This window comes from Paraplanobispora siamensis, assembly GCF_016863175.1.
In the GTDB taxonomy this organism is placed as follows: Bacteria; Actinomycetota; Actinomycetes; order Streptosporangiales; family Streptosporangiaceae; genus Planobispora; species Planobispora siamensis.
In genome coordinates, this window is sequence record NZ_BOOJ01000105.1 from 1 (window position 1) to 13010 (window position 13010).

General features: G+C 68.3%; 8 protein-coding genes. 3 read left to right on the top strand and 5 right to left on the bottom strand.

Annotated elements, in window-relative coordinates; genetic code table 11:
- Positions 1-37 precede the first annotated feature (37 nt).
- Entirely contained in the window at positions 38-2857 is a 2820-nt protein-coding gene (locus Psi01_RS42155; RefSeq protein WP_204069822.1) for an AfsR/SARP family transcriptional regulator, read from the bottom strand.
- 450 nt (positions 2858-3307) lie between these two features.
- Between Psi01_RS42155 and Psi01_RS42160 the strand changes: the two genes are divergently transcribed.
- Complete coding sequence (locus Psi01_RS42160) at positions 3308-3751, top strand: hypothetical protein (RefSeq protein WP_204069823.1); 444 nt, start codon at positions 3308-3310, stop codon at positions 3749-3751.
- 316 nt (positions 3752-4067) lie between these two features.
- Here the strand turns inward: Psi01_RS42160 and Psi01_RS42165 are convergent, their stop codons facing one another.
- From Psi01_RS42165 to Psi01_RS42175, 3 genes are all read right to left on the bottom strand, one after another.
- Positions 4068-4634, bottom strand: a complete 567-nt coding sequence (locus Psi01_RS42165) for a hypothetical protein (protein WP_204069824.1) — start codon at positions 4632-4634, stop codon at positions 4068-4070.
- A gap of 14 nt (positions 4635-4648) precedes the next feature.
- Positions 4649-9319, bottom strand: coding sequence for a MobF family relaxase (mobF, locus tag Psi01_RS42170; RefSeq protein ID WP_204069825.1), 4671 nt, complete (start codon positions 9317-9319; stop codon positions 4649-4651).
- A gap of 394 nt (positions 9320-9713) precedes the next feature.
- Entirely contained in the window at positions 9714-10067 is a 354-nt protein-coding gene (locus Psi01_RS42175; protein ID WP_204069826.1) for a hypothetical protein, read from the bottom strand.
- Positions 10068-10597: 530 nt separating this feature from the next.
- On the opposite strand from Psi01_RS42175, the gene Psi01_RS42180 reads away from it, so the two are divergent.
- Positions 10598-10861 (top strand): hypothetical protein, encoded by a 264-nt coding sequence (locus tag Psi01_RS42180; RefSeq protein ID WP_204069827.1) that lies wholly within the window; start codon positions 10598-10600, stop codon positions 10859-10861.
- Between the two features lie 143 nt (positions 10862-11004).
- On the opposite strand, the gene Psi01_RS42185 is transcribed toward Psi01_RS42180, so the two are convergent.
- The gene (locus Psi01_RS42185) at positions 11005-11229 is read right to left on the bottom strand and encodes a hypothetical protein (RefSeq protein ID WP_204069828.1); all 225 of its coding nucleotides are present in this window, start codon (positions 11227-11229) and stop codon (positions 11005-11007) included.
- Positions 11230-11419: 190 nt separating this feature from the next.
- Between Psi01_RS42185 and Psi01_RS42190 the strand changes: the two genes are divergently transcribed.
- Positions 11420-13010, top strand: a 1591-nt coding sequence (locus Psi01_RS42190) for a helix-turn-helix domain-containing protein (RefSeq protein WP_239128440.1), incomplete at its 3' end; no start/stop codon positions are given.

Genomic DNA, 13010 nt, shown 5'->3' on the forward strand with positions numbered 1-13010 from the left:
AAGGTGTTTTCGGTGGTCAGTGGGCGCCTTGAAATCGCTATATGCCGGTTTTGGTGCCGAGCTGCTCGATGCGTTCTTTGAGCGCCACGGCATCTGCGCTGTCGAGTTGCTCCATGATCGTCAGTGCTGAGCGCCAGCAGTCTCGGGCCTCGTCGTGATCGCCCGCAGCGGCGTGCGTCTCACCGAGGTGGGTCAGGATGGCGGCCTGCATCGAACGCTCGCCCAGTTCCCGGAACAGGGCCAGCGCCTGCCGGTAGCAGTCGGCCGCCCGGTCCAGACGGCCGAGATGGTGATGGGCGTAACCGATGCTGTCCAGGGTGCACGCCTGGCCGTAGGCCGAGCCGATCCGCCGCTGCAGGGCCAGGGATCGCTCGCCGACCGCCAGCGCGTCGGCGTGGTCACCGAGCCGGGAATGGCACCAGCCGATCATGTTGAGGGCGTTGGCCTGCCCGGTGGTGTACTGCGCCGCCTGGAAGAAGGACAGGGCCTGGAAACCGTGCTCCAGCGCCGCCCGGTAGTCGCCCTTCGTCTCCAGCGCCAGGGCCAGGCCCATGTGGATGTTGGCGCGGCTGTCGTCGTCACGTTCGGCGACCAGCTCCAGCGCCTCCCGCAGATAGGTCAACGCCTCATCGAAGCGGCCCAGCTGGGCATAAGTGGTGCCCAGTCCGCGCAGCACCTTGACCTGGCCCGGCCGATCACCCAGGCGCCGGGTCGCCGCCAGCGCCGCCAGCTGTACGCTCGCCCGGTCACTCCAGTGCCCCCGCCATTGCAGGAACTCGGCCATGTTCCACGCCAGTTTCCAGGCGTGCACGTCGCACCCTGTGTCACCGGCCCGCTGTACGGCCGCCAGCAGGTTGTGGTGCTCGGCGGTGAACCAGCACATCGCCCGGTCGCGGTCGGGCACCTCGCCCAGCGTCACCTGTGGTGCGGCGGCGGCCACCTCGACATGGTTGCGGTGCGGATTGAGCAGGACGGCCGCGGCGTGGGCGGTGTGCAGGTAGTGATCAAACAGCCGTCGTACGGCCGCCTCTCGCGTGAGGTCGTCATCGCGTCGAGTGAGTTCGGCGCTGTAGGCACGCAGCAGGTCGTGGCAGACGAAGCGGCCCGGCCGGTACTCGGTGACCAGGCTCGCCGCACTCAGCTCGGCGAGCAGACCTCGCACCGCCGGTACGGCCAGCCCGGCCAGGCTGGCTGCGGCCGCCATCGAGATGTCAGGGCCGGTGACCTGCCCGAGCAGGCGAAACAGGCGTGCGGCAGCGGGAGTGAGCGTGCGATAGGACCACGACAGGACCGCGCGCACGGCGGTGGTGTCATCGCCCGCGCTCAGGGCGTCCAGCCGGCTGCGCTCCTCGCGCAGTTCGCCGGCGAAGGTGGCCAGCGGGAAGGCCGGATGCTCGGCGGCGCGGGCGGCCACGATCGCCAGCGCCAGGGGCAGCCGCGCGCACCGGGTGATAATCTCATCGACCGCTCCGGGTTCGGCGGTGACGCGTTCGCCGCCCAGGCGGCGAGTCAGCAACTGCCGTGCCTCTTGGGGGCTCGGCACGTCCAGCGACAGCGGCAGGGCGCCTTCGGCGGCGACGAGCCCGGTGAGCCGGTTGCGGCTGGTGATGAGCGCCAGGCAGCCGGGTGCCCCGGGCAGCAGCGGCCGGATCTGTTCGGCGTCGCGGGCGTTGTCCAGTATCACCAGCACCCGCCGCCCGGCCAGCAGGCTGCGATACAGCGCGGTCCGGGCGTCGAGGTCGACCGGCAGGCGCGCGGCGGGCACGGCCAGGGCGTGCAGGAACCCGCCGAGCGCCTCATCCGGGCTCATCGCCGATCCTTGCGGAGCGAACCCGCGCAGGTTGACGTACAGCTGGCCGTCGGGGAAGCGGCCGACGACCCGGTGCGCCCAGTGCACCGCCAGCGCCGTCTTGCCCACGCCCGCCGTACCCGACAGCGCCGTGATGACAACCGCGGTGGATTGGTCGGACGCCTGGGTGGCAATTGCATCCAGGCGGGCAAGTTCGGTGTGACGTCCGGTGAAGCCGCGGATGTCCGAAGGTAACTGTGCAGGCGCCACAAGGTCGGTTTTCACCGCCTTGGGCGGCGCAGGGGCCGGCCGCTGCCTGTCTGTATCCGCACGCAGGGCGCTCTGATATGCCTGTTGTAGTTCGGGTGAGGGATCGATGCCCAGTTCCGTAGCGAGGCGCTGGCGTGCCTCGGCGTAGCACTCCAGCGCCTCAGCATTGCGCCCCGCGTCGGCCAGTGCACGAACCAGGGCGGCGATCAACGGTTCGACCAGCCGGTGCTCGTCGAGTAACACCTGCAGCTGTTCGATCATGGCGTTGCCGCCACCGGTCTTCATCTCGATCGGCGCCAGGTCCAAGACGGCTCCCAAGCGCTGCTGTGCCACTTCCCGGCGAACCGATTCCACCCACTCACCGCTCAGGCCCGTTAGCGGTTGGCCACGCCACAGGCTCAACGCGTCACGCAGCAACCATGCTTTGCGCAGATCGTCACCCCGCGTGGATCTCGCTTGGTCGAGAAGTCGCCGAAACCGGTGCAAGTCCACTTGATCACGGTGTGCACACAGGACGTATCCGGCCGGCCGGTACTGTACGGCCAAGGTGTCACCATCGACGATGTTGGCCTGGCTGAGGGCTCGGCGCAGCCGGGTGATGTAACTGTGCACCGCACTGCGCGCCGTCGCCGGCGCGGCTTCTCCCCACACGCGGTCAATGAGCTTCTCGATGGGCACGGGAACGCCCGCGTCCATGAGCAGCGCCGCCAGAACCGTCTGTTGTTTGCGGGTACCCAGTTCCACCAGGTGCGTAGCTGTCTCCAGCTCGATCGGGCCCAGCAGCCGAAACTGCGTCATGGCGTTCACCCCCGGTTCCGGATCCGCCACCCCCGCATCTCCGGACATCAGCTAACCAGCAAGATCCGGTCGGCTCAAGGATTCGTTAAGCACAAATACAGCCGACGCCGACATCGTCGAAGAGCCCCAGGATCGTACAGCTGCTAAGGCGCAGTCACAGACTTCATCACGAGAGAACCACAGCAGATACAGAAGGGAGATCATCGCTGTGAGGTGATGTCAAGGGCTGAAAGCCGACTATTGCGGATGCTGCGCTCACCAGGGTTGTGCTGTGGACATCAGGGTGCTGCTTGCCGGATTCCGAGTTTTCCGATGGATCCCCAGCCACTACCCGCATCGTTCGTCCGCGCCAGTCGAAACAGCTCCGACTCTTCCCCTGACACCTGCGCCAGGTGAGCTACCGGGCAGGGGCGCATACGGCCATAGAGGATAGCCAACGGAAGGAACGCCATGCGCAAGAAGTTCGTCGCTCCGGTGCTTGTCGGAGCCGCTCTATCACTCGCTACCATCGCGGCTGCCGCTCCCGCCTCAGCCTCGGCTTCCGGTTCCGCATCTCGGCTGCTGGCCTGCAAGGAGTTCTCCACGAATACCGGCGGCGGCATCAACATGGAGATCCGCCTGAAGGTATGCGGGACCGGGAACTATGTCGACTACGTCGAAGGATACGTAATCAACAGAAGCGGTTCATACGCCCACGCGGGGCACGTCCGTCTCCGCTTCAGCAACGGAGAGGAAGCCCACGGGTCGACCGTGAACGTCCCTCCCGGCCGGTCTGGGGGACACGTCTCCATGGATCCCAACAAGAACTACTCTTCCGGTACCCGGGTGTGCTCTGCCTGGATCAAGACGACCGGCACCGTTACACCGGGCTATGCCTGCGCCACCATCGGATAAGCGACTACCGTTCCAGGCTCTGCTCACTTTATGAGCTGCTTCTATGTAGTCGACCAAGCTGCTTGAAACAGCACATGCTGCCACGTCTCTGCCATAGCCCTCGCTATAGTTCCGAGCTCTTGGTTCGGAGCGGCTTGAAGGTCCTTCCTCATCCGGGGGCTGTTCCCGCAACGGCCTGAAGCGTGTTGGCGAGATCCCGTCCGATCACCTCGATTGGGCGGGATCTCGCATCGGCCAATGTGATCCGATCGGCAAGAACGGTGGCATCGCCACCTACCACTCGTTGCAGCGCGCCCGAGGGATCAGCGACAGCCACTCACGCCTGAATGGGGACGGGGCGGTAGTCGTTCAGTGCAAACAGCCAACACAGGGCGTCCTCGACCCCCTCGACGTAACGCCGGGGCGGGCGCATCTCCGGCCGGATACGTCCCTCGGCCAGATCCAGCGCCACCCGTGTCTCGTGGTAGACATCGCCCAGGTCCGGCGGCCACTGCTCGGCGGGATCGCCGCTGATCGGCCCGGCCCGGGTCTCGGATTTGCCGATGGCCCACCACACGCCGGTCAGCACGCCCCTGGCGTACGTTTCAGCGTCGTAACTGGAGCCGCGAGTTCGCTCGAAGTCCTGCACCACCGCGGAGACTGCCTGCGGGGATCGAATAATCCCTAAGCTTGGACGTGCCCGCCGCTGCCGGATCGTCAGATGCCCCCGGGGGCCTCCCGGAGCATTCAAGAGCGCCCGCAGCTCTTCTTTCTCCTGGCTGCTCAACGGCCGCTCGTCGAAGAAGTCCGGGAAGATCGCTTCGATCTCGGCGCGTGACATCTCGGGAGGGCCGTCTGCCGCCGGGCTGCTCATAATCATCACGGTAAGCTCCGCCGCCGACATCTGGCCATCACCGATCAGCGCCCCCGGCCCAACTCGGGGCCCTCGTCGTAGCTCGGCGTCCGATACTGCTGTTCCCGCTCACGGTCGGCGCGCCCATGCTCACGGTCCTCCAGCGCGTTCCGCTCCATGGCGGCTCGCTGCCGCTCACGCTCGATGGACTGCGCGTCCACCTGGCGGGAGCGCTCGCTCCTCTGGTGCTCGGGTTCGCGCTCGCCGCGCTCGGCCTCGCGCGCCTCGGTGATCGCCCGTGCGGCGCGCGCTGTCTCCAGTGCCTCGGCCAGCGCTGGATCGGCCTCCCGCTCCACCGACCGCACGCCGAACAGTTCCAGCGCCTGCTGTCCGGGCACCTGCTTGCGCTCGACGTCTTGGCGCTGCCGTTCGCGTTCGATCTCTTGCTCGCGTTCGATCTCTTGCTCGCGTTCGATGTCTTGGCGCTGCTGCTCGTCCTTCTCGGGCTCGGCCCATGCGGCGGCGCGTTCGATCTTCGGGCCCAGGTTCAGCGTCAGCTGACCCTCCGCGACCGCCGGCGCCTTCGCCCGCTCGACCTCCTGGCGCTGCTGAGCCTCGATGCGCTCGCGGGCCTCGGCCTGGTCGACGTGCAACGGCGGCAACAGGCGCTCGTCAATGTGCTCGCGCCGGCGAAGCTCGGCATCGGCGCGCATGGCCAGCGACCGCACCGCCTCGGTCGTCTTGTGCCAGAGTGTGCGGGCCTCGTGCACCTCGGTCAGCGACGTCACCCGCTGCTTGAGCCCGTGAGCGAGTGCTTCTTGCCCGCGGGCCCGGCCCTCCAGCGCGGCGGCGCTCTCCGGGTTGTGCGCCTGCAGGCTTCGGGCCTGTGCGCGCAGCCGGATCCCTTCGGCTTCGCGCTCGCGCGCCTGAACAGAGGTCTGCCGCAGCTCCTCGCCGACGTGCGGCGGCGCCCAGCGGGCTTCGCGCTCGTAGCGGGCCCGCATCACCCACAGCTCCCCATCGGTGGCGCCGCTGATCTCCCGGGAGGTGTCCGGCCGGCCCATCGCGTCGTGCGCCGCCCACCACGCGGCGCGGGCCTCGGGGTTGGCCCGTGACGGTGCCGGTCCGATCGCCTCGGTCGTGGTCTCATAGCCGTACTGCTCTCGATACGCCATGATCCGCCCAGCGCGCTCGGCCCACGCCCCGCGCTTGATCACGTCCTCAGGATGCGGCTCCCCGATCGCCTGCGTCAGCCAGGCCGGCGGGCGCTCCAGCGCATCCTGGCCCAGCTCGGCCTGTCGGACCTCCATCCGCGCGGCGGTCTCGCCAAGCAGCCGGTCGATCTCCGGGATGCCCACGCTCGGGGTGCGCTCGCGCCAGGTGCCGCGGATCTGCTCCTCGCTGACCTCCAGGCGGGTGACGTCGATGCCGCGTTCGGCGCCGGCCTGCGTGATCCGCCAGTGCAGGGTTTGCGCGAGGCTGTCGGCCGTGTCCAGCTCCCGCTCCCGGATCGCGGCCTCAAAGATCGCCCCGGCGTCCTTGCCGGACATCTCCAGCGTGCGCAGCAGCCGGCCGAGCGTGTCCGTGGCCTCATCGTCGCGGAGCCGAGCGGCCTCGCTCGCCGACAGAGCACCGGACTGCTCGGCCTGGGTGATGTAGGCCTCGGCGGTGGTCGACCGGATCTGATCAATCCACATCGACCCGAGGTGACCAAGGTTGCGGGGCCGTTCCCCTTCCTCGATCATCGCCTCGATGGCGGTCTTGGACGCGTTCTCCCGCTCCAAGATCCCCGACAGCACGGTGAACCGGTCACCCTGTGCTTGGCCCTCAAGCGGCTCCCGCTCGGCGGCCGTCCGCTCCGCTTGGCCACCGAGCAGCTCCTTGGCGCGCGCCTGGGCCTGCTCCGGTCCGGGCCGCAGATCGGCCTCTCGGGACCGGTCGACCACCACGTAGGCGTAGTTGCCCTCGGTGCCGCGGGTCAGCATGACATACAGCATTTCCCGGCTGCCGCTGTCGTCGACCAGGGAGTGACAGCGGTACACGTTACGGCCCTGAGCTGCATGAACGGTGCCCGCATAGGCCAGCTCAACATGATCACGGACGTACTCCGGATCCAACGTGACGATGTTGCCGTATGTTCCGTCTACGTTGACCAAGCGAGCCAGGATTCTCCCGTCCGGGGAGGCATGATCAACACGCATGACGTCGCGGTTGAGATAGGTGTACTCCCCGTTCTCATCGCGGACGTTTTCCCTGGTTACGATGAGGTCGCCGCGCCCGGCAGTGTTGCCGTCATGCAACCTCGTGCCCTCCGGGGAGACCTTCTTGAGCGCGACCAGTTCTTCCCGCACCCGACCGGCCAGCTCGGCGGCTTTGTCGTTGGTCGGGGCCAGCAGCAGTGAGGACTTCCCGTCCAAGTAATCGGCGAGGAAGCCCTGATAGGCGGCGGTTTCCATCTCCTCGCGCGTGCCATCCTGCAGCCGGCCGCGCTGGTCGTACTCGATCAGCGCATCGGCCAGGCCATCGCGCAGCTGGACCGATGCCTGGCGCTCCCACTCCGCGCGAAAGCGCACCACGGTGTGCAGTTCCTCGGCACCGCCGATGGTGACCAGGTGCCGCATCGCCCCGCCGGCCTCCGGCGCCGACAGCTGCGCAACGTCGCCGGCCCACACCACCTTGGCACCGTAGTGGTCGGCATAGCGCTGGATCAGCTCCAAATGTTCGGTGGTGACCATGCTCGCCTCGTCCACCACGATGAGCTGACCGGCAACCAGCCTGACCTGCCCGTTGTGCATCTGCGTCAGCCACAGCGCGATATTGCTCGCCTCGTCCAGACCTTCCCCGCGCAGCACCCCCGCGGCGTTCTGCGCGGTCGTCAGCCCCAGCACCGGCGTGCCGGTGCCCACCCGCCACACCTCCGCCAGCGCGGCCACGGTCCGGCTCTTACCGGTACCGGCCGCCCCCAACAGCACGTCCGTACGGCGACTGGAGGTCGCGATGCCCAGCACCGCGTTGGCCTGGTCGGCATACAGCCGCTTGATCCCTTCGGGCGCGGCTGTACGGGCATCGATCGCGGCGAGCGCGGCTTGCTCGTGGGTCAAGCCGATCAGCTCGGCCACCCGCTCGGCGCTCAAGCGAGGCGCTCCACCGGCGAGCGCGGAGGCCGTCAGCGCCGCTTCGCGGTCGAGCTGATCCACAGTGACATACCGCTCGCACGCCTGGGCCTGGTAGATGCTGCGCCCGTCCGCCCGGCGCAGGCCCTCGGGGATGTGCACCACGTCCGGGGCGGTCAGCAGCCGCACCCCGGCCGGCCCGGCCGGGTTCAATGCGGCGTCGGTGAGCTCCTCCAGCACCGCCTCCACCCGCTCGGGGTGCAAGCCGCCCAGGTAGTCGGGCAGATGGCGGTCAATGAACCGGGTGATCTCAAAACGGGAGAACTCCGCCTTCTCCCGCTGGGCATCGGCAACAGCGGCCTGAATGACCTTCGCCAGCTCGGCGTCCCCGAGCGCTTGTGCTTGGGCTGCGGCGCGGCCCTGCCTCAGCCTGCCCAACACCTTGCCCGGGATCTGGCTGAGCTGCTGAATCTCCCGTGCTCGGGTCCGCTCCTCCCACGAGCGCAGTTGCTCGGCCGGGCTCGGCGCATCCGGGCTCTTGGTCTTGGCGCGCTTGGTGTCCTTGGTCGCGATCTGGCCCATGGTGAACAGCTGGCGGGCGGTCGGCTGGCGGCCGTACTTGGCCACATACGCCTCCACCTGCTGCTCAATGTGCCGGGTCACCGCCGCGCGGCGGGTGGAGAACTCCGCGATCAGCTCCGGGGAAACGCCCACCACTTCGCGGCCGTTGCCATCCGGCCGGCTGCGGAACTCCAGGCCCAACCGGCGGGCCAGATACTCCGTCATGACACGCTCGCCATGCACAGCCGCGGCCGGCCGCGCCCGGTAGATCGCCTTGCCGTCCAGGGCCCGCCACTTGCCGTCCGCGCACAACTGCCGGTTCAAAATCGCCTGATGCACATGCAGCTGGGGGTCACCATCACGGTTGGTGTGCTGCTCAAAACGGGCCACCACCCACTGATTGGCCTCCACCCAGCGCCCGGTCGTGCGGCCGGCGGTGTCCTTGCCGTGATAGCCGGCGCGGGCCTCACCGGCGTGCTCCTGCAGATAACGCAGGCTCGCCTCCGCCCCGACCCGCACGCCCTCCCACGTCACGTCGGCGGCCTGCCGGTACTGAGCGGCCAACGCACTCTTACCGACGCGCTCTGCCTCGTTCGCGGCCGCCAACAGCCCGGCGTGAACCGCCGTAATCGACTTCTGCGGGGAAAACGTGGCGTCGTGATGGATGACCGCCTGGCGGGCGTCCTTCTTCGCCGTGATACGGATCTGCTCGCGCCGCTCATCCGTCGCCTCCGGCTCGGCGGCCAGCCGCTTGGCATAGATCGTCTCCCAGGACTGAAACACCGACTTGCGCCGACCCAGCCGCGCCTTCTCCCGGTCGGGCACCGAGTCGTTCAGGAAGTCCGCATCACGTGGATCAAGGAAATGCTCATAGAGCTGCTCCATCACCGGGCCGTCGATCTCGCTGCCCGGCTCCAGCCCGAGCGCCTCGGCGCCCCGTCCCCACCACCGGCCCGGCGGCTCACCATGCTCGATAGTCGCTGACAGATAGTAGTTCTCACAGCCCTTGCCGACCTGGCGCGTCAGATAGCGAGGGTCATACCCGGGAGCGATGCTCAGCACGCCCGACCCTCCCTTCCACCTGGCGCGCCGTCGCCCCCTCGGGGCGGCCGGCGGCACGTATGAGTGATCGTCAAGCTACGCTCATCCTACCAAGATCATTAATAATGCGTAGGTGTGATGCCTTTAGTTTGTGGAGTGTCATCGGTGGCTGCTGGATGAGTGGATGGGATGGCTGAGTGGTGATCGGTTGATGGTCGGTGGGAGGTCTGGCTGAGGTGAGATCGGTGCTGGTGTGAGGATCTCGGGTTCGGTGGGTGCGGGTCGCGGTGGTCGTAGCCGTCCTTGCATGTGGCCACGCTGCGTCACCACGCGCGGGGCGCGCTCATGATCACCGGGCGTGTTTCCGCGTCCGCCCTCCCATGATCACCGGCGCGCGGACAACGCCGTGTGATCATCACGGGTCGCCGAAAAGCTTGACCTCCAAGCGTCCCCGGCGCTGCTGCTGGCTGCTCTGGAGGCCATCGGTCCAGATCCACACGGTCAGTACTCCCGGCGCCTGCGGGGCCTGGTGCTCGACCTGCACCCGGTCGACGTCACTTCGCTGGGGCTGCTCAGCGGCCCACGCGACGATCTCCGGCCAGCTCACCGCTTCGACCCACTCCGAGGTGCGCCAGGTTCCACCCTGGCCCTGCAGCGTGGCGACGTAGGTTTCCCAGGCCGGGGGCGCTGGCTGTACCGTACGGCTCAGCCGCCGGTCACTCCAGCCGAACATGATCCAGGCCCATCCGGGCCACCCCGACATCGGCATAATCACTCCTCCTCAGTCGTCGAGCGGCTCCGCTTCGCTCCCGAGCGGAGCCGGGCAAGCTCCGCTCGGACCTCAATCAGCTCGCGTTCCAGGGTGCTCCGCGCGGCGTCTGTGGCCTCGGCTCGATGTTCCTGGGCGCGGGCGGCCTCGGCCTGCTCGGCGTGAGCGCGCTCGATCGCGGCACGGGCCTGCTCAGCGTCGGTGCGGATCTGCTCGACCTGGCTGGCGGCGCGCTCACGCTCGGCAGCGATCTCCGCACGGGCTTCCTCGACCAGGGCGCGTGTTCGCTCGGTCTCGATCCGGGCGGCCTGGCTCGCCTCCCGGGCCTGCGTCCAGGGCGTCGTCTCGCTGGGCCTGCGCCTGGCGGATCTGTTCGGCGGTCTCCGCCCGAGTCCGCTCGATCTGCTCGGCGGCCGTCACGTGAGCGGCGCTCACCTCCACGGCGGCGGCGTCCGGATCGACGGCGGTGCGCAGCTCGGCGGTCCGCCACCTCCGCACGGGGCCTGGAGCAACCCGGAGTGTGGGGCTGGGTGGGCACCCCGTGGTTGGCCGCCGGCCCGGTACTTCTCGCGCTGGCGATCGTGCAGCCCTGGCACCTCAGCCATAGCGCCCGCAGGGAGATCATCGCCGCCGTCGTCCTGGTCATCCTCTCCGCCGTCGCAGAGCAGGACAGCGGCGCGCCCTGGGCGCAGCCGATCCTCCGGCTTGCCGTGCTGGCCCTGATGCTGTTCGTACCGCGCCCCCTCGATCCTCCTCGCGAGCTCGATGCCGGGCAAGGCCGCACCCACCCGTAGGAGTGCTACCGGAATACAGCGGAAACGGGCCGCAAGCTTGATCATCGTCACTGAAATCTGGGCGAATCCGGAATTCCCCCCGGCGACGGTACCGCGCCCGGGCCTTGGCTCTGCCTGGTGCCCCGTCGTCGCAGTGGTTGCTGTCACTGCTCCGGGCAGTCGTTGTCGGGGAGGCTGTCATCGGCCGGGGGAAGCGCGTTGTCGGTCTGTGGGTGCGGGCGGGACAGGGCAGCGCGCAGGTCGTTGATGACGCGCAGCAGGGGCAGACAGGCGCGCAGGAAGTCGGCCAGCGCAGCGGGAATGCGACTGGCGGTGTGCAGGATCAGCGTGAGCGCGCCGATGGCGGCCAGGATCGTGGTGGTGGTCATGCCACGACGATCGGTCTGACGCGGCGGCTGGTGCATCCGGCGGGATCAAATGGTGCGTTACGGCTGGTGACCAGGCATGGCGGACTCTAAGCTCCGAATCAAACCGAATGGCCATGCTCCGCTGTGATGGTGCACTTGTCCATGGTGCGATACCCGGACAGGGCAGAGAGCCTCGGTGCCGGGAGGGCTGATGGTCGACCCGTCCACGATCCGGACCCGCGCTGATCTGTGCGCGGCGCTTAAGCGTATGGTCCAGGCTGACGGACGCTCCTACCAAGACCTGGCCGTCGCCGCCGAGATCGGGACGGCCACCCTGCACGACATGGTGAACGGGAAGACCTTTCCCCGCTGGGACACCTTGTGTCGGGTGCTGAAAGCCTGCGGGGTGAGCACGCATCAACGGTTACAAGCCTGGCGGGATGCTTATGTGCTGGCCAGAGCAGATAAATCGATCCCCTCACCGGCTGCGGCCGATGCCCCTGCCGAGACCGCAGGGGCGCCAGACCAGACGCTGACCGGGCAGATCGTGGAGGGTGACATCCCCCGGCGGCCGCGGGCTTTCCAACCGCGGACAGATTTGCTAGAGGCGTTGCGGGCCAGGATGCGACAGGAGGGGGCCGCGGTCATCGATGCGGTGACCGGCATGCCGGGGGTGGGCAAGAGTGTGCTGGCCGCCTCCTACGCCTGGGATCGCCAAGCTGCCGGCTGGCCGCTGATCATCTGGATCAGCGCGCACACCCCCGACCAGATCCTCACCGGCCTGGCCGGCCTGGCCCGCCGCTTGAACCTGCTGTCCGTCGATGACGACACCCCTGCCGCGGCGGCCAAGGCCCGCGACTGGCTGGCCGCCACCGCCCAGCAGGGCCTGCTGGTCTTCGACAACGCAACCGAGGTGGAGGCGCTGGTGCCCTGGTGCCCGGCCACCGGCACCGTCCAGATCCTGATCACCACCCGCAACCGTGCCTTCCACGCTCTGTTCGAACCGATCGACGTCGACGTCTTCACCCTCCAGCAATCGGTCGACTTCCTGCACCAGCGCACCGCCATCACCACCGAGGGCGCCGACGAAGTAGCCGAGGAGCTCGGGCATCTGCCGCTGGCGCTCGGGCAAGCCGGTGCGTTGATCGCCCGCCGTCGCCTGAGCTATCCCGCCTACCTGACGCTGCTGCGCGACTTTCCTCTCAGCGACTATCTGCCACAGGCCGGCGGCGGCTATCCCGACAAGACCGCGCAGGCGATCTTGCTGTCCATCGACCACGCCGAACACACCATCCCGGGCGCGCGAGAGCTGCTTGAACTCCTGGCGGTGCTGTCGGAAGCCGGTGTGCCCCGCGCGATCCTGTACGGCACCCCCGACCCCGACCCAGCCAGCACCACCGACCTGGACCAACTACTGGCCGACCTAACCGACACCTCACTGATCAGCTTCAGCGAGGACGGCACCACCGTTCTCATGCACCGCCTGACCAGCCGCGTCCTACGAGAACGCGCTCAACTCCCCGCGGCACCTGAGGATCTGTCCGGCATCCTGATCCGCGCCACCGACCTGCTGCACCACTTCAACACTCACATCCTCGCTGATACCGGAGCCTGGGCCGCCCACGCCGCCATCGACATGCTGGTCGAACAGACCACCACCGTCTACGCCCACGCCACCGGCGTGGGCGAACTGACCGCCGATCTGATCGCCCTGCGCAGCTGGTGCGGCCTCTATCTCCACCGGGTGGTCGATCTGGCCCGCGCCATCCCCCTGCTGCAGCAGACCCTCGCCGATGCCCAGC

Excerpts from the sequence above, each read along its gene's own strand:
- Psi01_RS42175 (WP_204069826.1), bottom strand. The coding sequence starts at position 10,067 with ATGCCGATGTCGGGGTGGCCCGGATGGGCCTGGATCATGTTCGGCTGG.
- Psi01_RS42165 (WP_204069824.1), bottom strand. The coding sequence starts at position 4,634 with ATGTCGGCGGCGGAGCTTACCGTGATGATTATGAGCAGCCCGGCGGCA.
- Psi01_RS42155 (WP_204069822.1), bottom strand. The coding sequence starts at position 2,857 with ATGACGCAGTTTCGGCTGCTGGGCCCGATCGAGCTGGAGACAGCTACG.
- Psi01_RS42185 (WP_204069828.1), bottom strand. The coding sequence starts at position 11,229 with ATGACCACCACCACGATCCTGGCCGCCATCGGCGCGCTCACGCTGATC.
- Psi01_RS42160 (WP_204069823.1), top strand. The coding sequence starts at position 3,308 with ATGCGCAAGAAGTTCGTCGCTCCGGTGCTTGTCGGAGCCGCTCTATCA.